This is a genomic window from Clostridium chromiireducens (genome assembly GCF_003575225.1).
Classification (GTDB): domain Bacteria; phylum Bacillota; class Clostridia; order Clostridiales; family Clostridiaceae; genus Clostridium; species Clostridium chromiireducens.
Window position 1 is genome coordinate 79,881 of the sequence record NZ_QXDJ01000002.1, and the last position, 25,995, is coordinate 105,875.

Annotated in this window: 23 protein-coding genes; 22 read left to right on the forward strand and 1 reads right to left on the reverse strand. The window is 30.0% G+C overall.

The features are described from left to right. Window positions 1-103: 103 nt before the first annotated feature. From dnaJ to D2A34_RS05740, 20 genes are all read left to right on the forward strand, one after another. The gene (dnaJ, locus tag D2A34_RS05645) at window positions 104-1,243 is read left to right on the forward strand and encodes a molecular chaperone DnaJ (protein WP_079439267.1); all 1,140 of its coding nucleotides are present in this window, start codon (window positions 104-106) and stop codon (window positions 1,241-1,243) included. Window positions 1,244-1,430: 187 nt separating this feature from the next. Next, window positions 1,431-2,981: a nitrite/sulfite reductase gene (locus D2A34_RS05650; RefSeq protein ID WP_119365994.1), complete on the forward strand. Its 1,551-nt coding sequence runs from the start codon at window positions 1,431-1,433 to the stop codon at window positions 2,979-2,981. A gap of 643 nt (window positions 2,982-3,624) precedes the next feature. Further along, a complete protein-coding gene (trmB, locus tag D2A34_RS05655; protein ID WP_119365995.1) occupies window positions 3,625-4,284 on the forward strand; it encodes a tRNA (guanosine(46)-N7)-methyltransferase TrmB in 660 nt (219 codons plus the stop codon). A 551-nt stretch (window positions 4,285-4,835) separates the two neighbouring features. Beyond that, window positions 4,836-5,780, forward strand: coding sequence for a 50S ribosomal protein L11 methyltransferase (prmA, locus tag D2A34_RS05660; RefSeq protein ID WP_079440813.1), 945 nt, complete (start codon window positions 4,836-4,838; stop codon window positions 5,778-5,780). Window positions 5,781-5,788: 8 nt separating this feature from the next. Next, window positions 5,789-6,556: a 16S rRNA (uracil(1498)-N(3))-methyltransferase gene (locus tag D2A34_RS05665; RefSeq protein WP_119365996.1), complete on the forward strand. Its 768-nt coding sequence runs from the start codon at window positions 5,789-5,791 to the stop codon at window positions 6,554-6,556. After that, complete coding sequence (mtaB, locus tag D2A34_RS05670) at window positions 6,556-7,956, forward strand: tRNA (N(6)-L-threonylcarbamoyladenosine(37)-C(2))-methylthiotransferase MtaB (protein WP_079440811.1); 1,401 nt, start codon at window positions 6,556-6,558, stop codon at window positions 7,954-7,956. The genes D2A34_RS05665 and mtaB overlap by 1 nt, the downstream gene beginning before the upstream one ends. Before the next feature lie 334 nt (window positions 7,957-8,290). Beyond that, on the forward strand, window positions 8,291-8,635 hold the full coding sequence (locus D2A34_RS05675; protein ID WP_079440810.1) for a histidine triad nucleotide-binding protein: 345 nt from the start codon (window positions 8,291-8,293) through the stop codon (window positions 8,633-8,635). A gap of 143 nt (window positions 8,636-8,778) precedes the next feature. Further along, a complete protein-coding gene (gene rpsU / locus D2A34_RS05680; RefSeq protein WP_079440809.1) occupies window positions 8,779-8,955 on the forward strand; it encodes a 30S ribosomal protein S21 in 177 nt (58 codons plus the stop codon). Between the two features lie 30 nt (window positions 8,956-8,985). Continuing rightward, the gene (locus D2A34_RS05685) at window positions 8,986-9,438 is read left to right on the forward strand and encodes a GatB/YqeY domain-containing protein (protein WP_079440808.1); all 453 of its coding nucleotides are present in this window, start codon (window positions 8,986-8,988) and stop codon (window positions 9,436-9,438) included. A gap of 145 nt (window positions 9,439-9,583) precedes the next feature. Beyond that, on the forward strand, window positions 9,584-9,862 hold the full coding sequence (gene yqfC / locus D2A34_RS05690) for a sporulation protein YqfC (RefSeq protein ID WP_079440807.1): 279 nt from the start codon (window positions 9,584-9,586) through the stop codon (window positions 9,860-9,862). 5 nt (window positions 9,863-9,867) lie between these two features. Next, a complete protein-coding gene (gene yqfD, locus D2A34_RS05695) occupies window positions 9,868-10,995 on the forward strand; it encodes a sporulation protein YqfD (protein WP_079440806.1) in 1,128 nt (375 codons plus the stop codon). 71 nt (window positions 10,996-11,066) lie between these two features. After that, the gene (locus tag D2A34_RS05700) at window positions 11,067-13,172 is read left to right on the forward strand and encodes an HD family phosphohydrolase (protein ID WP_169896818.1); all 2,106 of its coding nucleotides are present in this window, start codon (window positions 11,067-11,069) and stop codon (window positions 13,170-13,172) included. 2 nt (window positions 13,173-13,174) lie between these two features. Continuing rightward, window positions 13,175-13,675 carry an rRNA maturation RNase YbeY gene (ybeY, locus tag D2A34_RS05705; RefSeq protein WP_119365997.1) on the forward strand — a complete coding sequence of 167 codons (501 nt, stop codon included), beginning with the start codon at window positions 13,175-13,177 and terminating at the stop codon, window positions 13,673-13,675. A gap of 246 nt (window positions 13,676-13,921) precedes the next feature. Beyond that, window positions 13,922-14,623, forward strand: coding sequence for a diacylglycerol kinase (locus D2A34_RS05710; protein ID WP_079440803.1), 702 nt, complete (start codon window positions 13,922-13,924; stop codon window positions 14,621-14,623). Between the two features lie 256 nt (window positions 14,624-14,879). Then, a complete protein-coding gene (gene era / locus D2A34_RS05715) occupies window positions 14,880-15,770 on the forward strand; it encodes a GTPase Era (RefSeq protein ID WP_119365998.1) in 891 nt (296 codons plus the stop codon). Between the two features lie 122 nt (window positions 15,771-15,892). Continuing rightward, the gene (gene recO, locus D2A34_RS05720; protein ID WP_119365999.1) at window positions 15,893-16,642 is read left to right on the forward strand and encodes a DNA repair protein RecO; all 750 of its coding nucleotides are present in this window, start codon (window positions 15,893-15,895) and stop codon (window positions 16,640-16,642) included. 6 nt (window positions 16,643-16,648) lie between these two features. Beyond that, the gene (locus D2A34_RS05725; RefSeq protein WP_119366000.1) at window positions 16,649-17,314 is read left to right on the forward strand and encodes a DUF4342 domain-containing protein; all 666 of its coding nucleotides are present in this window, start codon (window positions 16,649-16,651) and stop codon (window positions 17,312-17,314) included. A 199-nt stretch (window positions 17,315-17,513) separates the two neighbouring features. Beyond that, window positions 17,514-18,152: a transcriptional regulator CcpN gene (ccpN, locus tag D2A34_RS05730; RefSeq protein ID WP_079440799.1), complete on the forward strand. Its 639-nt coding sequence runs from the start codon at window positions 17,514-17,516 to the stop codon at window positions 18,150-18,152. 242 nt (window positions 18,153-18,394) lie between these two features. Continuing rightward, window positions 18,395-21,022, forward strand: a complete 2,628-nt coding sequence (ppdK, locus tag D2A34_RS05735; protein ID WP_079440798.1) for a pyruvate, phosphate dikinase — start codon at window positions 18,395-18,397, stop codon at window positions 21,020-21,022. A gap of 230 nt (window positions 21,023-21,252) precedes the next feature. Then, complete coding sequence (locus D2A34_RS05740; protein ID WP_243128249.1) at window positions 21,253-21,522, forward strand: SDR family NAD(P)-dependent oxidoreductase; 270 nt, start codon at window positions 21,253-21,255, stop codon at window positions 21,520-21,522. A gap of 41 nt (window positions 21,523-21,563) precedes the next feature. Here the strand turns inward: D2A34_RS05740 and D2A34_RS05745 are convergent, their stop codons facing one another. After that, a complete protein-coding gene (locus D2A34_RS05745; RefSeq protein ID WP_119366002.1) occupies window positions 21,564-22,631 on the reverse strand; it encodes a CotS family spore coat protein in 1,068 nt (355 codons plus the stop codon). 283 nt (window positions 22,632-22,914) lie between these two features. Here D2A34_RS05745 and D2A34_RS05750 point away from each other — a divergent pair, with 283 nt between their 5' ends. Next, complete coding sequence (locus tag D2A34_RS05750) at window positions 22,915-23,940, forward strand: deoxyguanosinetriphosphate triphosphohydrolase (protein WP_079440796.1); 1,026 nt, start codon at window positions 22,915-22,917, stop codon at window positions 23,938-23,940. A 261-nt stretch (window positions 23,941-24,201) separates the two neighbouring features. Then, window positions 24,202-25,983, forward strand: coding sequence for a DNA primase (dnaG, locus tag D2A34_RS05755; RefSeq protein WP_079440795.1), 1,782 nt, complete (start codon window positions 24,202-24,204; stop codon window positions 25,981-25,983). Window positions 25,984-25,995: the final 12 nt, after the last annotated feature.

The following is a 25,995-nucleotide window of genomic DNA, read 5'->3' on the forward strand; positions in this document are numbered from 1 at the left end:
ATTAATTGTACTAAACTACAGTTATCTAATATAATAGGATAGGGAAGGCAAGCTCGTCTTCCCTTTTCTACAGTAAATAAAACTAGGTGGTGAATTTAAACGAATGGCAAATAAAGACTATTATGAATTGCTTGGCGTTCAAAAAGGTGCAAGTGATGATGAAATAAAAAGAGCCTTTAGAAAATTAGCTGTAAAATATCATCCGGATAGAAATCAAGGAAATACTGAGGCAGAAGAAAAGTTTAAAGAGATAAATGAAGCTTATCAAGTACTTTCAGATCCAGAAAAAAAAGCTAGATATGATCAGTTTGGGTCAGCTGCCTTTGATGGTAGTGGCGGCTTCGGAGGAGGCGGCTTTGGAGGCTTTGACGGATTTGATATGGGCGGCTTTGGAGATATTTTTGAATCATTCTTCGGAGGCGGAGGATCAAGTTCTAAAAGAAGAAATGGTCCAGTAAGAGGAAATGACATTGAGTATACAATAACATTAACTTTTGAAGAAGCCGTTTTTGGAGTAGAGAAAGAAATTTCTGTTACTAGAAGTGAGAATTGTGAACATTGTCATGGAAGTGGAGCAGAACCTGGAACTAATGCGAAGACTTGTCCAACTTGTGGTGGATCAGGTCAAGTAAGAGTACAAAGACAAACTCCTCTTGGAAGCTTTGTTTCAACTTCTACTTGTGATACTTGTAGAGGTACTGGTAAAATTATTGAAAAGCCATGTTCAGAGTGTAGAGGAAAAGGTAATGTTAGAAAAACAAGAAAAATAAAAGTTAACATACCTGCAGGGGTAGATACAGGAAATGTCATGCCGCTTAGAGGACAAGGAGAGCATGGATTAAGAGGTGGAAGTCCTGGAGACTTATATGTAAGAATTAATGTTGCTCCATCAAAAGTCTTCACAAGAAAAGGAAATGATGTGTATATTGATGCTAATGTTTCTATGGCTAAAGCTGCATTGGGTACAGAAATAACTGTAGCTACAGTAGATGGAAATGTTAAGTACACTGTTCCACCAGGCACTCAATCAGGAACGATGTTTAGGTTAAAAGGCAAAGGAATACAAAGAGTTAATTCCAGCGGAAAGGGAGATCAATACGTAAAAGTTATTGTTGATATTCCTAAGACTTTAAGTAAGGAACAAAAAGAAGCTTTATATGAATTCATGAGATTATCAGGCGAAGAATTTGATGAAGCCAATGCTCCTACTCCTAAGAAAAAACTATTTGGTAAAAACAAATAAAAATTTTATTGAAACTATTTAAGTAATCGCAAGAGTTAAGCATTATTTAAATAGTTTCTTTTCATATTTTTAGAAAGATATGTGTTAAAAATGAATGAAATTTCACCGACAAAACCTATAGCTATAGTCTTGATTGAAAATATGGGGTATAATATATAGAAATAAATTATATTTAGGAGGAGAACAAGTGAAAGATTTAAAAGAAAAATTGTTAATTGAAATAGAAGAGTTTAGAGAATTAGGAAATAAATTTTTATCTGGTGAAGTATCTATTATGGATTTTAAAAAGGTTTCTGGAGGAATGGGAGTATACTCAGAACGTAGTAAAAAAGAATTTATGATAAGACTTAGAATTCCTTCTGGAATTAGTAGTTTTGATAATATGAACTGGTTATGTGATATAGCAGAAAAATATGAGTTAGATGGATTTCACCTAACTACAAGAGAAGCAGTGCAATATCATAACTTAACGATAGATCAGGTTTGCGGAATAATGAAAGACGGTATAGATAATGATATATATTCTAGAGGGGGAGGCGGAAATTTCCCGAGAAATGTAGCTATGTCACCATTATCAGGAGTAGATAAAGATGAGGCATTTGATGTAACTCCATATGCATTAGCTGTAAATAATCATTTTTTAAGCAAAATAACATCATATAAATTTCCAAGAAAGTTTAAAGTATCTTTCTCAAGCAGCGACTCAGATCATGGTCACTGTAATGTTGCGGATTTAGGATTTTTAGCAACCGTAAAGGATAATGAAAAATATTTTAGAGTTTTTGTGGGAGGCGGAATTGGAAGAAATCCTCAAATTGCAGCCGAATATGATGAGCTTATAAAACCAAGTGAAGTATTATATCATGTAGAGGCTATGACAAATCTATTCATAAAAGAAGGTAACTATGAAGATAGAAATAAAGCTCGTATAAGATATATATTAGAAAGAATGGGTAAAGAGAAATTTATAGAAACTTATAAAGAACATTTGAAAGATGTACTAGATAATAACGAGTTAGATTTATTTGTAGAATCTAAGGAAATTACTAAAGAAGGTAAAGAAATAGAATTAACACATTCAAGATTATATTCACAAAAACAAAAAGGATTATACAGCGTATATTTCCATCCAATTGGTGGGCAAGTTTCAGTTAAGACATTAAGAAAAATTTTAGATAAATTAAAAGCAGTAAAAGACTTAGAAATAAGACTTACAATGACAGAAGGGTTATATTTTAGAAATTTAAATGGTGATGAAGCTAAAGAACTTCTAGATATAACACAAAACATTGGAGGAGAAACAGCTTTAGCGCAAAGTGTATCATGTATTGGAGTGCCAATATGCCAAGTTGGAATTTTAGAGAGTCAAAAAATGCTTAATGATATAATTAATTACTTTGCAGATAAAGGCTACAATAAAGATATACTTCCAAGAATCCATATATCAGGATGTGGAAATTCTTGTGCAGTACATGAAATTGTTGGAGTGGGTTTGACTGGTAAACGTAAAAAAGTCGGCGATGCTGTTCAAGATGTATTTGAATTGCATATTAATGGATCATTTGAAACTGGAAATGCAAGACTTGGAAAAATCTACGGAGATTTACTTGCTAGCGAAATACCACAATTTTTATATGAGTTATCATTATATATAGAAAATAAAAATGTAGATTTCTATGAATTTGTACAAAACAACGAAGATGAATTGTTACAAATAGTAGATAAGTATAAAAAATAGGCAATAACGTATAACTATATATAAAGCGAAGCAATGAACAAACTAAATGTGAAAATACTTGAAGTATGAGGATATTTTAAGTTTACTGCCAAACAACCGAACGGGAATATATGTGTTTACTCCGGTTCCTAGAAGATTTTGCTGGGTTATTCTAAGATTATAAGTTGCATCCAAAGTGCTTGCTTCAAAGACTACGCTTTTGAACAAGCACATTTGGAACAACTTATAATCTAGAATAACAGCCAGCAAAATCTTCTTATGAACACTCCGTAAAAACATATATTCCCGTTCTTTGTTTAGTAGTAAGTTTAAACTAAGAATATATTAATGCAAGTATTTTGATATTTTTATGGTGGCAATACTTTTAATGAGCTATATTTGTAAATTTTGATAAAATGTATATTTCGTTTTCCTAGGCTAGATATTGGTAAAAGATTTAAAGTGATAGTAAAACAAAGAAATAGAATACATATATGTGGAGCAGGCATTGAAAAATAAGCTAGTGGAACATATATGTATTCTATTTCGGTTGGTCATTGCTTCACTTTAAGTTCTTCGCAATACCTTTATTGTGTGAAAAAATTGCAATATAATTTTTTATATGTATAATTATTATGAATGATGAAATATGGAGTGAACTAACATGAGAATGAGAAAAAAACCATGGGCAAGACCTGAACTTGAAGGTTGTAATTTTTTCGTTGTAAATCCAAAAGAATATAAAGGAAAATGGAAAGAACTTTTTGGGAATACTAAACCAATATATTTAGAACTTGGATGTGGAAAGGGAACTTTTATGGCAGTACATAGTTCTCAAAATCCAGACAATAATTATATTGCAATAGATATAAAAGACGAGGTCCTAGGACTAGCGAAAAGGAATATTGAGAAAGCCTATGAAGAACAAAATAGGTCTGTCGATAATGTAAAGCTGATGGCTCAAGAGATAGGGCTTATTAGTGAAATTTTAGGTGAAGAAGACGTTATAAGTAGAATATACATAAATTTTTGTAATCCTTGGCCAAAGGAAAAGCATAAAAAGAGAAGACTAACACATACAAGACAGCTTGAACAATATAAGATATTTTTAAAGAGTGATGGTGAAATTTATTTTAAAACAGACGATGATGAATTGTTTGAAGAATCCCTTGAATATTTTAAAGAAGCTGGGTTTAAAATTACATATATAACATATGACCTACATAAGAGTGATTTTAAAGGTAATGTAGAAACTGAACATGAGAGAATGTTTACGAAACAGGGGATAAAAACAAAATTTTTGATTGCCATGAAAGACAATTAGATTTATAATGACCAGAATTTAAGAATTTAAGAATTTAAGAATTTAAGAATTTAAGAATTTAAGAATTTAAGAATTTAAGAATTTAAGAATTTAAGAATTTAAGAATTTAAGAATTTAAGAATTTAAGAATTTAAGAATTTAAGAATTTAAGAATTTAAGAATTTAAGAATTTAAGAATTTAAGAATTTAAGAATTTAAGAATTTAAGAATTTAAGAATTTAAGAATTTAAGAATTTAAGAATTTAAGAATTTTGATATTTTAAAATATATAAGTTCTAATTAATAAAATTCATAACTTGAAAAAAACTTATTTTCACTAGTTAAAAATACAGGTTAATATGAATGAATAGAATTTATTAGAACATATATATATAAATTTAACTAGATATATATGTAGGTATTTAAATAGAAATCTATGTAAAAAGTTAACTATATAAAAAGATAAATATGTAAATATTTATAGTTATTATGCGGGTTACAGACATGTAATATAAGCATAATACTAAAGGTGAATTGCAAACTATTAACTGAATTAAGGAAGGATGATAAATATGGACGGAATATGGATAGAGGTTAGTGTAATAACAAAGAGTGAGGCTTTAGAGCCCATATCAGGAATATTTTATGGATTAAATTGTCCTAATGTTGCAATTGAAGATCCTGAGGATTTGCTTTCAAGAGATCAAGGACCATTAACTTGGGATTTTGCAGATATAAATATCTTAGAACATAAAGGAAATGCAGCTGTAGTTAAAGCTTATTTTTCTCAAGATGATAAGGTTGAAGAGATTGTTGAATATGTTAAGGAAAAACTTTCAGAAATTAAAGAGTTTGGAATAGATATTGGTGAAGGTACAGTTGAAGCTAAAAAGATGCACGAAGAGGACTGGGCTAATAATTGGAAGCAATATTATAAACCAGTTAAAATAACAGATAAGATTGTTGTTAAACCAATTTGGGAAGACTATGAAAAAAATGATGAGGAACTAATTATAGAGTTGGATCCAGGAATGGCATTTGGAACTGGAACTCATGAAACTACAAGAATGTGTATTCAAGCTTTAGATAAGTATGTAAAGCCTGATACAACAGTGTTTGACGTAGGATGTGGGTCGGGAATACTTGCGATAGCAGCAGCGAAGCTTGGAGCCAAACATGTCGTTGGTGTTGACCTAGATCCTGTTGCTGTTGATTCTTCTAAAGAAAATATAGGCTTTAATAATTTGAATAATATTGAAGTATTAGAAGGAAATCTTTTAGATGTAGTTGATGGAAAAGCTGATATTGTAGTAGCTAATATAATAGCAGAAATTATTTGTATATTAACAGAAGATGTAAAGAAAGCATTAAATGAAGGCGGTTTATTTATTACATCAGGCATAATTCATGATAGAGTGGATATGGTTAAAGAAAAATTTGCAGAGTGCGGTTTTGAAGTTATTGAAATAAACAAAGATGGAGAATGGAACTGCATAGTGGCTAAGGCTATTAGTTAGGAGTTTGTATGCATAAGTTTTTTATTGAGCCTCAAAATGTTACGGAAACTGAAGGAAAGATACTTGGAGATGATGTAAAACATATTTACAAAGTTTTAAGATTATCTGAAGGAGAAGAAGTAGTAATAAATAATTGTGAAGGTAAGGAATACTTAGGAGAAATAAAAACTATAACTAAGAGTGAAGTTATAGTTAACATAATTAAAAAATTAGATATAGATAATGAAAGTAAAGTTAAAGTACATCTTTACCAGGGATTACCTAAAGGTCAAAAGATGGATTTAATAGTTCAAAAGGGAACAGAGCTTGGCGTATTTGAATTTATACCTACAATCACTGCAAGAGTAGATGTAAAACTTAAGGGTGAGTTTAAAAAGCTTGATAGATTAAATAGGATTGCACTAGAAGCTTGCAAACAATCAAAAAGAAGTATTATTCCACAAGTTAAAGAAGTAATTGAGTTTGATGAAGCTTTGACTCAATTAAAGAATATGGATTTAATTATAGTACCATATGAAAATGCTGATAACTTTGGAATAAAAACTCTATTTAAGCAGCTTGATAAAGAAAATATAGATTCAAATAATATAATAAATGTTGGAATAATTATAGGACCAGAAGGCGGATTTGAAGAGTCTGAAATTAACACTCTAAGAGAACAAGGAGCTCATATTGTTACTCTTGGAAGTAGAATATTACGTACAGAAACAGCTGGATTTACGGCTACATCGTTAATTCAGTATGAATTAGGAGATTTAGGAGGAAGACTATTATAATGGGAGAAAACCAAAAAAAAATAGTTAGAGTTAATAATAAGTCTGAACTAAAAAAAATACCCAATAAACAATTTAAAAAAAGTTCAGAAGGAAAAAGTCTTGTAGCTTTTGCAACATTAGGATGTAGAGTAAATCATTACGAGACAGAAGCAATGGCTGAAAAATTCATAAGAGAAGGATATGAAGTTACGGATTTTGAAAACTTTGCAGATGTTTATGTTATAAATACATGTTCAGTAACCAATATGAGTGATAAGAAATCAAGGCAAATAATAAGCAAGGCGAGAAGAAGAAATGAAAATGCAATAATTGCAGCGGTTGGATGCTATTCGCAAGTTTCACCAGAGGAAGTTTCTAAAATAGAAGGCGTAGATGTAGTTCTTGGAACTAGAAATAAAGGTGATATTGTTTATTATGTGAATAAGGCTAAGGATGAACAAAAACCTCAGTTAATGGTTGGAGAAGTTCTAAAGAATAAACAGTTTGAAGAGCTAAATATAGAAGAGTACCAAGATAAAACAAGAGCGTTCTTGAAGATACAGGATGGTTGCAATAGATTTTGTGCATATTGTTTGATACCTTATACTAGAGGAACAACTTGCTCAAAAGATCCTCAAAAAGTACTAGAGGAAATAAAGAAGTTAAGTGAGCATGGATTTAAGGAAATAATATTATCAGGAATACATACAGCATCCTATGGAGTTGACTTAGATGGAAATGTAACTTTAATAACTTTATTAGAAGAAATAGAGAAGATGGGTGGTATAGAAAGAGTAAGAATAGGATCAATTGAGCCAAGTTTCTTTACTGATGAAGTCATAGAAAAAATGAAGAACATGAAAAAACTATGCCCACAGTTCCATTTATCACTTCAAAGCGGCTGCGATTCAACTTTAAAAAGAATGAATAGAAGATATACCGCTAAAGAATATGAGGATGCAGTTAATAGAATAAGAGAAAATCTTAAAGATGCTTCAATAACTACCGATGTAATTGTAGGTTTCCCAGGTGAAACTGATGAAGAATTTAATGAAACTTATGAATACTTAAAGAGAATTAAGTTAACTAAAACACATGTATTCAAATTTAGTCCAAGAAAAGGGACGAAAGCAGCGGATATGCCTAATCAAATAGATGGAACTATAAAAGATAAGAGAAGTAAGGCTTTAATTGAACTAAATGCAAAGAATGAAGGGGATTTTAGCGAATCTTTAGTTGGAAGAGAGTTAGATGTATTAGTTGAGCAAGAAGTTCCGAATAAATTAGGTGTATTTGAAGGGTATACAAGAAATTATGTGAAAGTTGAAATTCAGTCGGGTAATGAACATATGATAGGTAAGATAATTCCATGTAAAATTGAGGAAGCAAATGGAGATTATGTTGTTGGAAAAATTATATAATTTTGGTATAATGTAAGTTAAGAAAATAAATTGAGATTTACGTATAAGATTGAAATTATTATAGAGAAATGTAAAATGCCCACAGGGAAAGTTCTGCTAACCAAATGCAAGAATTCAAAAGGAAGTTAAATCGCATGTGCGATTTGACTAAGTTCGAATAACGAAATGTAAAAAAGCAAAAGGAAGTTAAATCACTTGTGCGATTTAACTAAGTTCGGGAAACCAAATATAAAATTTGGACTTTTTCAAAGGAAACTCGACTCGCGTTCGCTCGCTGAGTAAGTTCGACTAACCAAATATAAAATTTGGAGTCTCACTTAAAGGAGGTGAATTTATGGATGATTGTATATTTTGCAAGATTGTAAAGGGGGAAATCCCTAGTAAAAAAATATATGAAGATGATAAAGTGTATGCTTTCTATGATATAAATCCGGAAGCTCCAGTTCATTTTTTGGTAATACCAAAAGATCATATTGCAAGTGCAAATGATTTGAATGATAATAATGCTGATATTGTTTCACACATATTTAAGATTATTAATAAATTAGCAGTGGAACTTAATATATCTGATAAGGGATATAGGATTGTAAATAACTGTGGAGAAGATGGCGGACAGACGGTAAAACATATTCATTTTCATGTGCTCGGGGGAAGATGTTTACATTGGCCACCAGGCTAAGAAATTAGAGGAAAAATGGGGTAAAAAACATGGAGATTTTTTCTTAATTTCTTGACATTGTTTATTTGAATATTGTATAATATAGCATGTGTTATTAAGCCCATAGCTGAGTTAATTTAAGCTAGCGGAGGGAGGGATAGTAAATGTCAGAAATTAAAGTTGGAGAAAATGAAACACTTGAAAGTGCGTTAAAAAGATTTAAGAGAAAATGTGCTAGAGCTGGGGTTCTTTCAGAAGTTAGGAAGAGAGAACATTACGAAAAGCCAAGCGTTAAGAAAAAGAAAAAATCAGAAGCTGCAAGAAAGAGAAAGTTTAAATAGTGATATTTTCTTTTGAAAGAAGGTACAATTATGCCAACAATTAAAGATAAATTACAAGATGATTGGAAAGCTGCTTTAAAGACAAAAGATAAATTCACAGCTAACGTAATTAGTACGGCTAAGTCTGCTATATTATTTGTTGAAAAAACTGATAATAGAAAGCTTGAAGATGACGAAGTTATAAGTATATTAGCTAAAGAAATCAAGCAAAGAAGAGAAGCTGTGCTTGAATTTGAAAAAGGAAATAGACAAGATTTAGTAGATCAGCATAAAGCTGAAATAGAAATTTTGTTAAGATACCTTCCTCAGCAGTTAGGTGAAGAAGAGATAAAACAAATAGTAAAAGAATCAGCTGAAGAAGTGGGTGCAAATAGCATTAAGGATATGGGAAAAGTTATGTCAGCCGTTAAACCTAAAGTAGTAGGAAAAGCTGATGGTAAACTTGTAAGTCAAATTGTTAAAGAATATTTAAATAATAAATAATAAAAGAACTCAAGAAAGCCTTGAGTTCTTTTATTATTTATTTTTATATGCCTTAAAATTATTATAAATTTAAGAAAAGAATTTGTGTATTAAATTTCCAAAACCATCATAAATTACAATGAAGAAGTTTATGTAGGAGGAAATTATGGAGGATAAAATTCAAAAGGGAAAAGAGAAAATTCTAAATAAATTAGATTTTCCAAGTGATATTTCATTAGACTTACCCAAGATAATAGTTGTAGGAAATAGAGAAATAACAATTGAGAATCATAGAGGCATTATGTTTTTTGAAACTAATATGGTTAAGATAAATTCCAGAATTGGTGGGATTATAATACATGGGGAAGAGTTTGAAATACTTTTTATTGCTGAGACAAGCATTACTATAAGTGGAATCTTTAAAGGTATTTCATATGAGAGGTAAAAGAGATGTTCGATAGTTTAAAATCAGGACAAATAACCATAGAAGTTAATGCTTTAATGCCAGAAAAAATATTAAACATACTTTGGAATAATGAAATTTATACATGTAATATTATCCGCGTTAATTTAACCACGCTTAGATTTACGATATATTATAAAGATTATAAAGAAACTGAAATGTTAATTAAAAAACATAAGGGAAAAGTAAGAATTGTTAGGAAGAAAGGATTAGTAGTTCTGCTATCTAAAATGAAAAGTAGGATTTCATTACTGGTAGGGGTAATACTATTTTTTGTAGTTATATATGGACTTTCAAATTATATATGGGCTATAGATATACAAACCCAAAGAAATCTAAGCCCTTTTGAAATTAGACAACAGCTTACATCAATTGGAATTAAACCTGGCATAGACAAATCTCAAATAAATGTATATGATTTGGAAAAGAAGATGGAAAATTTAAATGATCAAATAATGTGGATTAGAATTAGGGTTGAAGGATCAACTTTAAAATTAGTAATAAAAGAAAAGGTAAATCCACCCTCAACAGAAAAAACATTATTTAATCAAGTTATTGCTAAAATGGATGGAGAAGTAAAAAGAATATACACTAATTCAGGAAATCCGGCAGTAGTACCAGGTGACATAGTAAAAAAAGGTGATAATTTAATCCTTCCTATTCAAGGAAGAGAAGGATTCCAAATAGAAGTAAAGCCAAGTGGTACGGTTATAGCTAACACTTTTTATGAAAAGTTTATGGAAGTTCAGATAAGTGGAGATAAACTAGAAAGAACAGGAGAAAAAAGCAGCGATATTTACTTGAGTTTTTACGGAAAAAAAATTTACTTAAAAAAGGCTATAAATGAATTTACTAATTATGATAAAATAGAAGAAGATGGTGGATTTTTTAATAAGGTAACATATTTTGAGAAGAAAGGAAAACCAGTAAACTTAGATAAGGATATTACAGTAAAAGAATCAACTCAAAAATTAGAAGATTCACTAAAAAAGACACTTAGTAATGACGCTAAAATTATAGATAAAAAGGTTACAGTAGATGATATTGGTAATGGAAAGATATTGGTTAAGGCGATATTTACAGTAGAACAAGATATAGCAAGGAACATATCATAAGACAATTTTAAACTTTATTTTTAGGCCTAATTACTCTATTAGAAGATGAAAAGGTGAATAGCATGAATATGATGAAGAAAAATAATAAAAGGAAGGATAATAGGATTCAAAGAATTATATTATTCACACTTGTATTTATTATAGGTTATATATTGCTTGTTACGGCAATAACTCCAAAGCAATATAACCTAAAAGAAGGAGATATACCTAGAGTAGACATAAAGGCACCAAGAGATATTATAGATGAAAAAGCAACTAAGGAAAAGGAAGAGCAATCACTCGAAAAGGTAGGTAAACAGTATACCTTAAAGCCGGAAATAAAAAAACAATCTGAAGATAATATTAAAGTTTTGTTTGATAAACTTGTTTCTATTAGTAATGATTCGAATGCAACGGCTCCAGCAAAAGAAAGTGATAAAATAACTGAACTAAAGAAGTTGACAGTATTTAAATTAACTGAAGATCAATATAAAGTATTAGTAAATATACATAAGGATAACTTAAGTGATTTACAAATAAAAATGTTAGCTGTCGTTGATTCGGCATATGAAAAAAATATAAATGAAAATGATGAGACAGCAATTAAAGAAGCAAGAAATATTGTGGCTGACAAGATAGATGCTTTAAGTTTAGAATTAGAATTATCTAATGTATTAAAACAGATAATTCAAAGTCAAATTAATCCTAATGTTTTCTTTGATCAAGAAAAGACAGATGAAAAAATACAAGAAGCTCAGAAAAGTATTTCTAAGGTTGTAATAAAACAAAATCAAACAATTGTAAAAGAAGGGGAACCAGTTACAAAGGATCAAATAGATATTTTATCAGACCTAGGTATGCTAGATAGTGAAAATGCTTCTGTAAATTTATATGTATATATTGCACTTGCAGTTTTTCTAGCTATAATATTATTTCTCCAATATATTTACATTAAAATAAATTACGGTGAAATGTATAGAAATACTAAAAAACTAGTATTGATTAGTTTTATAAATCTTATTTCTTTAGTATTTGGTAGAACAATAGGAATTGCATCACCATTTTTGATTCCCTTTGCATGTGCTCCTATGATGCTCACATTATTATTGAATTACAAGATATCATTTGTTATGAGCGCTTTAAATATAATTCTTATAAGTGCGTTAAATGGGTTTGATGTTCAAATAATAATATTGGGTATAGTAAGTTCTATAATTGGATCGACTTTATTAAAAAAAATACAGCAAAGGAACGAATTGTTGTATTCAACATTATATGTTGCAGCAGCAGGGGCGATTTTTTCACTGTCAACTGGGATGTTAATATCAAGCAATTTTATGGACATTTTAATAAAAGGTGGACTTACAATTATAGGAGGACTTCTATCAGGAATCCTTGCTTTGGGGATACTACCATTTTTAGAGGGAGTATTTAATGAAGTCACAACTTTAAAGTTATTAGAATTATCAAATCCCAATAATCCACTTTTAAAGAGACTTTTAATGGAGGCTCCTGGAACATATCATCATAGTATGCTTGTAGCGAATCTCGCTGAAATGGCTGCAGAAGAAGTTGGGGCAAATTCTGTAATTACTAGAGTAGGATCTTACTATCATGATATTGGTAAAACAGAAAGACCATATTTCTTTGGAGAAAATCAGATGGGAGGAGATAATCCTCATAAAAACATACCGGCTAATTTAAGTACGATGATAATAAAATCTCATGTAAAGGATGGTCTTGAATTAGCTAAAAAACATAATTTACCAAAGGTAATACAAGATATTATTGAAGAACATCATGGAAAGACGTTAGTTAAATATTTTTATTACACTATGAAAAATAGTGCTGAAAATCCAGATGATATAAAAGAAGAAGATTACATGTATGAAGGTCCTATACCTAGTACAAAAGAAGCAGGGATAGTTATGCTTGCAGATAGTGTTGAGGCTGCTGTAAGGTCAATAAAGAATCCTAGTAAAGAGAAAATTAATGATATGGTCAATTGCATAATGGATGATAAATTATCATCAGGACAATTAAATAACTGTAATTTAACATTGAAGGATATAGAAAAAATTAGAACCTGCTTCTTGACTGCATTAAATGGAATTTATCATCAAAGAATAGAATATCCTCAAGAAAAAATCAAAGATTTAAGCGATGAAAACAATGAAGTTGAAACTAAGGAGCAATAAAAATGATTTATGTAGATAATAGACAAGAAAAACTAGAGGTAAAAGATAGTTTGGTAGACCAATTAAAAAAAGTAATTGAATTTACATTAAAAGAGGAAGAAGTAAATATTGAATGCGAGATTTCTTTAGTATTTGTTGATAATGATGAGATTAAACAAATTAATAATGATACTAGAAGGATTAATAAAGAAACAGATGTGTTATCTTTTCCTATGCTTGAATATGAGGAACAAAAAGTCTTTAAAGAAATGTACAAAGATTATAAATTTTCCCAAAGTGATTTTGATGGAGATGAACTTGTGCTTGGAGATGTAGTACTATCTTTAGAAAAGGCCCTAGAACAAAGCAAGGAATTTAATCATTCCTTTGAAAGAGAAGCATCATACTTGGTAGTGCATTCGATACTGCACTTATTAGGGTATGACCATATGGAGGATGATGAAAAAAAGGTTATGAGAAGCAGGGAAGAAGAAATTCTAAATAAACTCAATATACCTAGATAAAAATATTGTATTTCACATAATTATTAGTATAGATGGTGAATACTATTGTTTGTCTTTTAGTTACGTAATATGTTGGTAAGTTCTACTTAACAGTTTGAATAAGTAGAGCTTACTTTCTTATATAATAGGTGAAAATTTTTAGATTGCACTACATGAGTTTTAATTAGATGGGTTAAGATTATGTTGTAAGTAAAGAGGCATTATAAATTATTAAATATACTTAAAAGAGTAAAGTAGGGGTTAGCAATGAAGATGAAAAAAACACTAGAAAGTTTTAATAATGCGATAACAGGTATCATCGACACAGTAAGAACAGAAAGAAATATGAAGATACATTTAATTGTTGCGTTAATAGTATTAATTTCAAGCTTTTTCTTTGATGTAACAAAATATGAGTTTTTAATTTTAGCAGTTACAATAGCCATGGTAATTGCAGCAGAACTCGTGAATACCGCTATAGAAGCAACAATTGATATGACAACTAATTATTATCACCCGCTGGCTAAGATAGCCAAAAATGCAGCAGCAGGAGCTGTACTTATTACGGCCATAAATGCATTGCTTGTTGGTTATATTGTATTTTGGGAAAAGTTAACTAAGTTTTCTTTCACTTTAATCAACAGAGTTAAAAATTCAGAGCCGTATACAATGCTGATCGTATTAATAATAGTTTGCATTGTAACAATCATAGCAAAGGCTATATTTGGTGAAGGAACTCCTTTAAAAGGGGGAATGCCTAGTGGACATAGCGCTTTAGGATTTTCCATTGCAACAGCAATATCATTAATTACAGAAGAACCAATCTGCATTCTTCTAAGTTTTTTACTAGCATTCATAACAGCGCAAAGTAGAGTGGACTCAGAGGTTCATAGTATTCTAGAAGTAATTGTCGGAGCGATATTTGGGGTTTTATTAACATTATTTATTTTCACTTTATTTAGACTTTAGCTAAACTCGTGGTAATAAAATTTTTATTTACAGGAGAATATATTAAAGAAAAGTAAGTTTAAATAATAATTAACAAAAAACTAGGTTGCCATAATTTAATAGTGAATATAAATAATTATTAAATTATGGTAGTTAATTAGATTGAGTACATTGTCAATTAACTTATAAATAGAGTATACTATTTGTAAAGTAGTATAACATTAGTTAAATTAGTTAAGCTTCTATAAAAATGAAGCTTATTTTTGAGGAGGAAAAAATGTTTAGATCAGGATTTGTTACAATAGTTGGAAGACCTAATGTAGGTAAATCAACTTTGTTAAATTACATAATGGGAGAAAAGTTATCAATAGTTTCAAATAAACCACAAACTACAAGAAATAATATTCAAACAATATTGACAGGTGATGATTATCAGATGGTATTCGTTGATACACCTGGTATACATAAACCTAAACATAAATTAGGTGAATACATGGTTAATTCGGCAAAGGAATCAACTAAAGATGTAGATTTAGTATTATTCTTAACCAATCCAGATGAGGAGATTGGTAGAGGAGATAAATTCATATTAGAAACTCTAAAAGGAAAAAAATGCCCAATATTTTTAGTGTTAAATAAGGTTGATGAAAGCACTCAGGACAGAGTAGCTAAAAGTTTAGAAATGTATTCTAAAGAATTTGAATTTGCAGAAATAATACCGATATCTGCAATTAAGGGTAAAAATGTTGATAGATTGGTAGAGCTTATGAAAAAGGCAATGCCAGAAGGGCCAAAGTATTATCCAGATGATATGATTACGGATGTACAAGAAAAGTTTGTTGTATCTGAAATAATCAGAGAAAAAGCACTAAGGACATTAAGGGATGAAGTTCCTCACGGTATAGCTGTAGATATAATTCAAATGAAACAAAATGATATAGGAACATATCATATAGAAGTGGATTTAATATGCGAAAAGGATTCGCATAAAGGTATAATAATAGGTAAAAATGGGCAAACACTTAAAAGAATTGGAGAAAATTCAAGATACGAATTAGAGAAATTTCTAAGATGCAAGGTTAATTTAAAGATATGGGTTAAAGTTAGAAAAGAGTGGAGAGACAATCAGAACTTACTAAAAGAGCTAGGTTATAAGGCTAAGAAATAAAATAAAGTTATACTCCTGATGAATTTGATCTTGTTCTTAGAAATTAAAAACGAACATTAATAGTTTTTTAATACATAAGATAAGATGAAGAGATAATAGTGGAAACATGAGATAAATGGGGGATGATTAATCTGTCTACTTTTGAAACCAAAGCTGTAATTATTAAGACACAGGATTTTAAAGAAAACGATAAATTAGTTTGGTTTTATACTGAAAAATTAGGAAAAATCACAGCTGTAGTTAGGGGCGCTAAAAGAAGTAAAAGTAAGTTTTTAGCGTTGACATTACCATTATGTTATGGAGACTATATGGTATATAAGGGTAAAAATCTATATACTCTTCAAGAAGGAAAGATAATTAATTCTTTCCAAGGACTTTTAGATAATTTATATAAACTTACTTATTCTTCATATTTATGTGAGCTTATAGATATTGCTTGTGCTGATAATGAGGTTAATATTGAGTTGTTTAGAAATTTGGTTACAACATTATACTTATTAAATACTGATGCATTAGATTATGAACTCTTAATAAGATCATTTGAGTTAAAATTATTAAAGACTACTGGATATAGTTTGATATTAGATAATTGTAGTATTTGTAGAAAAAAGATATCTACATCAAATTATATAAGCCTATCGTATTATGGTGGTGTATGTGATGAATGTCCTAAAGAACATGGTCTATTCATTTCTAAGGGTGCATACAATGCTTTAAGATTTCTAATGAATATGGATGTAGATAAGATATATAGATTAAATTTGAATAATGAAATAAAGGAAGAGATAGAAAGGGTTACTACTTTTTTGATATCCAATAATTATGCAAAAAAGCCTAAAAGTTTAGATATGTTAAAATTTATTAAGGAGTGATGAATTATGGAAAATATAACATTAGAAAAAGTTGATATGATACGTGAAAGAACAGGTATCAGTTATGAAAAGGCTAAAGAAGCTTTAGAAACTTGTGAAGGAGATGTACTTGAGGCCTTAATATACATTGAAAAGACTCAAGGCATACCAGAACAAAACAGCTCCGACACTGAAGGCAGCAAAGTTACAATGACAATAGAAGAGTTAAGAGCTTGGTTCAAGCAAACAATAGAAAAAGGCAATGTAGCAAGGGTTAAAATTAAGAAAGACGATACAGAGCTAATAGATATTCCAGTTAATGCGGGACTTGCAGCAGGAGTTGTGGCGCTTATAATACCACCATTACTTGCAGCAGGAGTTATTGCAGCAATAGCAACTCAAATTACAATAGAAATAACTAAAGAAGATGGATCAGTAGAGGTAGTAAATAAGTATGTTTCAGAAGTTGCAAGCACTGTAAAAAATGCAGCAAGTGATTTTGCAGATAAAATCAAAACTAAAGTAAATGAAATAAAACATGATCACGAAGCTAATAAATATAACAATGATTCAAATGATAAGGGATATACTGGTGGTTCGGATACAGTATATAGTTATACTGTAAATTTTGAAGAAGAAGAAAAAGAAGAAGAAAAAAATGAAAATATAGAGAAAGAAAATTCAGAAAATTAAAAGATAATGATAGAAATATATAGGAAAACATATTTATAAGTAGGATAAAATTATTATTCAAGAGATATTTGGTGAATTTATTTGATTTTTCTGAAAATTAACTCTAGTCAAACAATAATTACATGATATAATTAGAGTGTAATAAAAATTAATACAAATTAGCTAAATATTTCTTGAAGTTATAGAAAGAGGGATAAGATTGAAATTATCACCTAGGCAAGAAGAAATAGTATGCTTAGTTAAAGAGAATGCGCCAATTACAAGTGAAGCACTTGCTGAGAAGATAGGAGTTACTAGAGCAGCACTTAGGGCAGATTTAGCAGTTCTTACAATGATAGGAATTCTAGATGCTAGACCAAAGGTTGGATATGTATATACAGGGAGATCTTCTAACAAATTAGTTTATCAGCAAATTAGTAAAATTAAAGTATCGGAAATTATGTCAAAACCTGTGACAGTAAGCGAAGATACAATGGTATATGATGCAATCGTATACCTGTTTTTAAATGATGTGGGCACGTTATTTATAGAAAATAACGGAATATTAACAGGAGCTGTTTCAAGGAAAGATTTTCTTAAAATTTCTATAGGGGGGACCGATATACACAAGGTTCCAGTTGGAGTAATCATGACTAGAATGCCAAATATAATATGTGCAAATGAAAATGATAATGCCTATGATTTAGCGAAGAAGATTATTGAACATGAAATTGACAGTATTCCAGTTGTTAATATAGTGGAGAGGTCTGATGGTAAGGACCAAATGAAGATAATAGGAAAGGTTTCAAAGACTAACATAACAAAATTATTTGTTAAACTTGGAGAAATCGAAAATTAATTATTAGGGTAACTACGAAGTCTTTAGGCGCACGAAAGAAAATAATAAGTCCATGATGCGATGAATATTTCCCGTTAGATAAGGAGGTACGTTTACCTCATAGTGGACTATTAAGTAAACATGCTGATAAGTATAACGGCAAATACACTGGCATGCAGACTTATTATTTTATTTCATGTGCCTTAGGTAGGCATCGATAGTAAATATAGTGAGAAAATTATAAGAAAAGAGGGAGTATTGAGATGTCAAATAAGTATGTATATCTTTTTAGTGAAGGAAATGCTTCAATGAAAAATCTACTTGGAGGAAAAGGTGCTAATTTAGCAGAAATGACTAGTCTAGGGATTCCAGTACCAAATGGTTTTATTGTTACAACAGAATCTTGTAATAAATATTACGAAGATGGTAGAAAAATTTCTGACGAAATAATAGGTCAAATCTATGAAAATTTAGCTAAACTCGAAGAATCTACAGGTAAGAAATTTGGAGATAACACAAATCCTTTACTAGTTTCAGTAAGATCTGGTGCAAGAGTTTCAATGCCAGGAATGATGGATACAATTTTAAATCTTGGATTAAATGATATAGCAGTAGAAGCTATGGCTGAGCTAACAAACAATCCTAGATTTGCATATGATTCTTATAGAAGATTTATTCAAATGTTCTCTGATGTTGTTATGGGGATTGAAAAGAGATTATTTGAAAATAAAATCGATGAACTTAAAGAAAAGAAAGGTGTTGAATTTGATACAGATTTAACCGCTGATGATTTAAAAGAGTTAGTTGATGAATTTAAGGCTCTTTACAAAAAAGAAAAAGGTGAAGATTTTCCAAGTGATCCAAAAGTTCAACTAATAGAATCTATAACAGCTGTTTTTAGATCTTGGGATAATCCAAGAGCTATTGTATATAGAAGATTAAATGATATTCCAGGAGAATGGGGTACAGCTGTAAATGTACAACAAATGGTATTTGGTAATAAAGGAGAAACATCAGGAACTGGAGTTGCATTTTCAAGAAATCCAGCTAATGGAGATAACGCTATATATGGTGAATATCTAATGAATGCACAAGGAGAAGATGTTGTTGCAGGTATCAGAACACCACTTGAAATAGGAAAATTAAAAGAACAAAACCCAGAAATATATGCTGAATTCGAGGGAATTGTTAATAGGCTTGAAAATCACTATAGAGATATGCAAGATATGGAATTTACCATAGAAGAAGGTAAGCTATACTTCTTACAAACTAGAAATGGTAAGAGAACAGCTCAATCTGCTTTAAAGATTGCAGTTGATTTAGTTGAAGAAGGAATGCTTACTAAAGAGCAAGCAATATTAAAGGTTGAGCCTAAACAATTAGATACATTATTACACCCAGCTTTCTACACTGAAGATTTAAAGAGTGCTACACCAGTTGCAAAAGGGTTGCCAGCATCTCCAGGAGCTGCATGTGGTAAAATTGCATTTACTGCTAATGAAGCTAAAGATAGAGTTGCACTTGGTGAAGATGTAGTTCTTGTAAGACTTGAAACTTCTCCTGAAGATATTGAAGGTATGATAGCTGCTCAAGGAATACTTACTGTAAGAGGAGGTATGACTTCTCACGCTGCCGTTGTTGCAAGAGGAATGGGAACTTGCTGCGTAGCAGGATGTGGAGCTATTAAGGTTGATGAAGAAAAGAGAATAGTAGAGATCAATGGAAAAGTTTATACAAGTGATGACTATATTTCAATTGATGGTACTAGTGGTAATGTATATGGAGAAAAGATAAAGACTGTTACTCCAGAAATATCAGGACATTTCGCAACATTTATGGGATGGGCTGATGAAATAAGAAAATTAAAAGTTAGAGCTAATGCAGATAGTCCAAGAGATGCAAAGCAAGCTGTTGAATTTGGTGCAGAAGGTATAGGTCTTTGTAGAACAGAGCATATGTTCTTTGCAGAAGATAGAATTATGGCTGTAAGACAAATGATTACTTCTAAAGATGTTGAACAAAGAAGAGTTGCTTTAGATAAGATATTACCAATGCAAAAATCAGACTTTATAGGTATTTATGAAGCAATGGAAGGAAGAGCTGTTACAATAAGATTGTTGGACCCACCTTTACATGAATTCTTACCAACTGCTGATGCAGATGTAAAAGAATTGGCTAGAGAAATGGGAATAACTTATGAAGAATTAAAAGCTACAGTTCAAGAACTTCATGAGTTTAATCCAATGATGGGTCATAGAGGATGCCGTCTTGCAGTATCTTATCCAGAAATTGCTGAAATGCAAGCAAGAGCTATTATTGAAGCTGCAATAGAAGTTAATAAAGATAAAGGTTATGATATAGTGCCAGAAATAATGATTCCATTAGTTGGAGAAATTAAGGAATTAAAATATGTTAAAGATGTAATTGTGAATACAGTTGAAGCAGTTATGAAAGAAAAAGGTGTAACTTTAGAATATAAAGTTGGAACTATGATAGAAATACCAAGAGCTGCATTAACAGCTGATCAAATAGCAAAAGAAGCAGAATTCTTCTCATTTGGTACAAATGACTTAACTCAAATGACATTTGGATTCTCAAGAGATGACGCAGCTAAATTCTTATCTGCTTATTATGAAAAGAAGATTTATGAACAAGATCCATTTGCTAAATTAGATCAAACTGGAGTAGGTTCACTAATTAAGATAGCCGCAGAAAAAGGAAAGGCTACTCGCCCAGACATCCATCTTGGTATCTGTGGAGAACATGGTGGAGATCCTTCATCAATTGAATTCTGCCATAACACAGGCCTTGATTATGTGTCATGTTCACCATTTAGAGTGCCACTTGCAAGACTTGCAGCAGCACAAGCACAAGTGAAAAATAAAAGATAATATCTATATTTATAGGCTTGTCTAAAGATTTGATGCAATTAAGAGTTTAATTATTCATACAGTAAAAAGTATAGGATATTGTAATTTAAAACTTTACTAGTTTAAATGCAATATCCTATTTTTTATTTAAGAACTTGTAGTTCATAAATATTAGTGATTCTATTTGGAATCATGACAATTAAAATCTCTGAGCATTTCTGTAAACTGTTCTAGTTTAGAATCATCCCATTTTGAAGTACGTTCATGGAATAGAGATTCTTATGATTACTAATCCAATAGTTGTAATAACCGGGGCTACCAATGGTCTTGGACAGCTAGTTGCAAGCGAATTAGCAAAGCTAGGTGCTCATCTTATTTTAACTGCTAGGAGTAAGGATAAAGCCGAAGCAACTAAAAAAATGATAAAAAGTATAGCACCGAAAGCAGAAGTAGAATTTTTCTTCGGAGATTTGTCATTGATGAAAGATGTCAAAAGAATAGGAAATGAGATTAATATTTAAAATAGCAGCCTCTTGAATATGAAATTCAAGAGGTTTCTATTTTACATCAAATTCATATTATATTTTGTTTGTACTGCATTTATTATGTTTAATGCGAAGTCATATTGGAAGTCTGACTTTGAAACAGCATTTGAGAGCAGGGTTGAAAAAGCGGGTTTATTACATTTATGAATATTTTTGTAATAATCCCTTGAAATCTTCCAATACTTTTGTGGAAAGCAAATATATGAGATTATATATCTTAAATCTGATTTTGTTAAGGGAGAAATTTCGTTATAATTATCCAATACAGATAAAGCTAAATCAATATTCCATTTTGTATTTTCTCTTTTTAATAATCGACGCATGAAGTATGCTAAATCTTTCGCACAATAATCTACCTTACATTTATCAAAATCTATAATCCATGGATCTAAGTCTTCAGGGAAAATTAAGTTCTTATTTACATAATCACCATGACATAAAGATTTACTTAATTCGCTAGTATCAATCTTGCTAGAAATATCTAAGGATACCTTTGCAAGCCGTAAGTTTGTATCAAAGCTTGATATGAATTGCCTTGAAAAGATATCTTTGTATTTAAAGGCTTCATTTGATGATTCAAGTAAATCTTGAAAGTGTTTTAAAGTTGATATGTAATAATCATCAAGTCCTTGTTTTGGCGAACTACCTAAAATAGGTTGAAAATTACGCGATATCGAATGAATAGCAGCAAGTTTTTTTATGGAAATTATTACATGATCTGAGTTATCAAAACTGCATTTTTCACCTTCAATCCAAGGAGTAAGTATGAAAAGCATATTCTGATAAGATACAAAACGATTATTATCAATTGTAGGTAAGAGTTTCGGAACTCTGATATTATTTCTATACAGCCATTCAATTGCTGAGTACACATATAATAAATCTTTAATATCATAATAAACCTTTTTTAAACAATAACTCTTTTCATTATAGTCTATTCTGTAGACAGCCCTTTGTTTTTCAGTATCCTTAAACTTAATTACAGAGATTTTACCATTCTGTAAATTATAATATGGTAAAACATTTTGTTTTATGATTTCAGGGGACAAGTTAGATTCTTGTAAAGATAAAATTTCACTACCCATAATACACTCCTTTATAAAGTGATTCTAATTTATATTAATAAAGAATTTTAAAGGAAATTAATCAAAATCAGCTTTGTTCAATAAATATTAGATAAAATATAAAAAACCTCATTATTAAATAATATTAAAGTGATTATAGTAATATACTTAAAGTATTTTATAAAAATATAAAAATTTATATGTAAAGGATATTATTTTTTTATTATTTGCAAATAATAAATATAGCCAATAAATAGAGGAATATAATGATAAGAGTAGAATACATAAAAAGAGGTGAGAATATATGAGTGTGAGAGAAAAAATTCAGAATTTTGAAAGCTTGACATTAATTCCAGAAGCAGCTTTTTCAAAAAACTCTCTAGGGAGAAAAATAAGGGAAGACGATGATGAAATTAGAACTTGTTATATGCTTGATAGAGATAGAATTATTCAAAGTAAATCATTTAGACGCCTCAAGCATAAGACACAAGTATATATAAAAACTTTTGGTGATCATTATAGAACAAGATTAACTCATACCCTTGAAGTATCACAGGTTGCTAGAAATATTGGTGTTGGAATTGGATTAAATGAAAATTTAATTGAAGCAATAGCATTAGGGCACGACTTAGGGCATGTTGCTTTTGCTCATAATGGGGAAGAGGTATTAAATGAATACCTAAAAGATGGTTTCCGTCATAACGAACAAAGTGTGAGGGTCGTTACAAAACTCGAAAATAATGGGTTAGGCCTTAACTTAACTGAAGAAGTTATTAACGGAATATTAAATCATAGTGGTCTAGGTACTATAAAAGACATTATTACATTAGAGGGAATTGTAGTTAAATATAGTGATAAAATGGCTTATTTAAACCATGATATAGATGACTCTATACGTGCAGGTTTACTTAGCATAGAGCAGATTCCAAAAGAAATTGTAAAAGTTTTAGGTGATAATTCAAATCAAAGATTGAACACTTTAATTAAGGATTTTGTAAAAACATCCAATGAAAATCTTATGAATGGAATACGAGTGGTTGGGTTAAGCAAAGAAATTAATGAAGCGATGATAGAACTTAGACAATTTATGTTTAAAAATATATATTTAGGGGATACCTTAAAGGTTGAGAGAAATAAAGCGAAATTTATTCTTGAGCAATTAATAAAACATTTTGAAGAAAATCCCAATCAAATGCCAGAAATATATTTAAGAATAGCAGAAAACGAAGATTTGCAAAGAGCTGTTGCAGATTACATTGCTGGTATGAGTGATGATTATTGTTTGTCGTTATTTAATAAAATATTTGTTCCAAAGGTTGTAATAGATTAGTTATTTATTAAATATATGTATTAAGTCAATAATTTTAGTTAAAGATTATTTATTTAATAACGATATTTTTAAAATAAAAAAAGGATTTTAAAATAAAAAAAAGAAATATTAATACATAGTGCAATTATTAATGTTATTTTTAAATGATTTACTTAAGTAAATAAAATAAATATAATTTTTATATGATTTAAGCAGGAAAACTCGTTTTTATGTCGAATAATATATAATTGCCAAAAAAAGCAGTAGGAAGGAGATGTCTCCTTGCAAATACCAGAGGAAGTAATTGAGAGTATAAAGCAACAAAATGATATTGTTGATATTATTTCAGAAGATGTAAGATTGAAAAAATCAGGAAGAAATTATATGGGATTATGTCCATTTCACAATGATAAGTCCCCATCATTCAGCGTTTCTAGTGAAAAGCAGATCTACAAATGTTTTTCGTGTGGAGAAGCAGGGAATGTTCTTACATTTATTATGAAATATAAAAAACTTACTTTTGTAGAGGCTGCAAAGTATTTAGCAGATAAAGCTAATATTCCATTAGAAATGCACAATCAGGAAAATAGCAAGGTTTCTCAAAAAAAAGAGCTTTTATTTAAAATAAATGTAGAAGCCGCACGATATTATTTTGCAAACTTACAAAATAATAAAACAGCAAAAGAATATTTTCTTAAGAGAGGAATCAAAGAAGAAACAATAAAAAGATTTGGACTGGGTTATTCTCATGATAGCTGGCATGGAGTAATGAATTATTTAAGAACAAAAGGTTATAAGAATGATTTCTTACTTGAAGCAGGATTAGTTTCACAAAATGAGAAGACTGGTAATGTATATGACAAATTTAGAAATAGAGTAATGTTTCCTGTATTTGATGTAAGAGGAAAAGTTATTGGGTTCGGAGGACGGGTTTTAGATGATTCAAAACCAAAATATTTAAATTCACCAGAAACAATGATTTTTCAAAAAGGAATTAATCTGTATGGATTGAATTTTGCAATTAAAAACAGACTACAAGAGGATTATATTATTATAGTTGAAGGATATATGGATCTAATAGCACTTCATCAATATGGTATAACTAATACAGCGGCATCACTTGGAACTGCCCTTACTACAAATCAAGTAAGACTTCTTAAGAGATATGTAAATAAGGTCATAATTTCTTACGATGCTGATTTGGCTGGCCAAACCGCAACTTTAAGGGGACTAGAAATTTTAAGAAGTGCTGGGTTAGATGTGAAAGTATTAACAGTACCTGAAGGAAAAGATCCTGATGAATTTGTGAGAAACAATGGGAAAGAGGCATTTTTAAGATTAGCAAAAGATGCGTTACCTCTTATTGAATATAAGATAAAAAGGGCATCACAAGGCATAAATCTTAAAAATGGAAATGAATTGATAAAATACGGAGAAAAGTTCGCAGAAATATTGGCAGACTTAAATCCCATTGAGAAAGATGTATATATAAAGAAAATTTCGGAAGAAACATCGATTAAAGAACAAGCATTATATGACTTACTTTCACAAGTAATAACAAAAAATCAAAAAGATGACAATTTTGTGAATAAAAAGGAATATTTTGGAACAAAATTATATGTAGAGCCGGGTTATTTAAAGGCAGAGAGAGCACTGCTGAACTTGATGTTAAGAGATAAGTTTTATGAAGAATTAAAGGGTGCTATAAAATTAGGAGATTTTGTAATAGAATCCCATAATAAAATTTATTCATTAATATTACAAGGCAAAAGTGAGGATACTATAAATATAACCTCATACGTTGAAAGCAGATGTGATGATGTTGAAAGTTCTAAAGAATTGACTAAAATAAAAGAGCATGAAATTTTAGATTTTAGCGATAAGGATAGACTGATTAATGATTATTTAAAACAAGTTAAAAGTTATAAACTTAAATTACAAATTGATGAATTGAAGATAAAGCAAAATAGATTTGAAAAAGAAGGGGAAATTGAAGAATCTATAAAAATTGCTATGGAGCTTACTAAATTATCGGAGATACTTAAAAAGGGAGAGAGAGGTTAAAGGTTGTGACGG

Bases quoted from the DNA above. Each gene is read 5' to 3' on its own strand.
- dnaJ (WP_079439267.1), top strand. From the start codon at position 104: ATGGCAAATAAAGACTATTATGAATTGCTTGGCGTTCAAAAAGGTGCA.
- trmB (WP_119365995.1), top strand. From the start codon at position 3,625: ATGAGAATGAGAAAAAAACCATGGGCAAGACCTGAACTTGAAGGTTGT.
- prmA (WP_079440813.1), top strand. From the start codon at position 4,836: ATGGACGGAATATGGATAGAGGTTAGTGTAATAACAAAGAGTGAGGCT.
- D2A34_RS05665 (WP_119365996.1), top strand. From the start codon at position 5,789: ATGCATAAGTTTTTTATTGAGCCTCAAAATGTTACGGAAACTGAAGGA.
- mtaB (WP_079440811.1), top strand. From the start codon at position 6,556: ATGGGAGAAAACCAAAAAAAAATAGTTAGAGTTAATAATAAGTCTGAA.
- D2A34_RS05675 (WP_079440810.1), top strand. From the start codon at position 8,291: ATGGATGATTGTATATTTTGCAAGATTGTAAAGGGGGAAATCCCTAGT.
- rpsU (WP_079440809.1), top strand. From the start codon at position 8,779: ATGTCAGAAATTAAAGTTGGAGAAAATGAAACACTTGAAAGTGCGTTA.
- D2A34_RS05685 (WP_079440808.1), top strand. From the start codon at position 8,986: ATGCCAACAATTAAAGATAAATTACAAGATGATTGGAAAGCTGCTTTA.
- yqfC (WP_079440807.1), top strand. From the start codon at position 9,584: ATGGAGGATAAAATTCAAAAGGGAAAAGAGAAAATTCTAAATAAATTA.
- yqfD (WP_079440806.1), top strand. From the start codon at position 9,868: ATGTTCGATAGTTTAAAATCAGGACAAATAACCATAGAAGTTAATGCT.
- D2A34_RS05700 (WP_169896818.1), top strand. From the start codon at position 11,067: ATGAAGAAAAATAATAAAAGGAAGGATAATAGGATTCAAAGAATTATA.
- ybeY (WP_119365997.1), top strand. From the start codon at position 13,175: ATGATTTATGTAGATAATAGACAAGAAAAACTAGAGGTAAAAGATAGT.
- D2A34_RS05710 (WP_079440803.1), top strand. From the start codon at position 13,922: ATGAAGATGAAAAAAACACTAGAAAGTTTTAATAATGCGATAACAGGT.
- era (WP_119365998.1), top strand. From the start codon at position 14,880: ATGTTTAGATCAGGATTTGTTACAATAGTTGGAAGACCTAATGTAGGT.
- recO (WP_119365999.1), top strand. From the start codon at position 15,893: ATGATTAATCTGTCTACTTTTGAAACCAAAGCTGTAATTATTAAGACA.
- D2A34_RS05725 (WP_119366000.1), top strand. From the start codon at position 16,649: ATGGAAAATATAACATTAGAAAAAGTTGATATGATACGTGAAAGAACA.
- ppdK (WP_079440798.1), top strand. From the start codon at position 18,395: ATGTCAAATAAGTATGTATATCTTTTTAGTGAAGGAAATGCTTCAATG.
- D2A34_RS05745 (WP_119366002.1), bottom strand. From the start codon at position 22,631: ATGGGTAGTGAAATTTTATCTTTACAAGAATCTAACTTGTCCCCTGAA.
- D2A34_RS05750 (WP_079440796.1), top strand. From the start codon at position 22,915: ATGAGTGTGAGAGAAAAAATTCAGAATTTTGAAAGCTTGACATTAATT.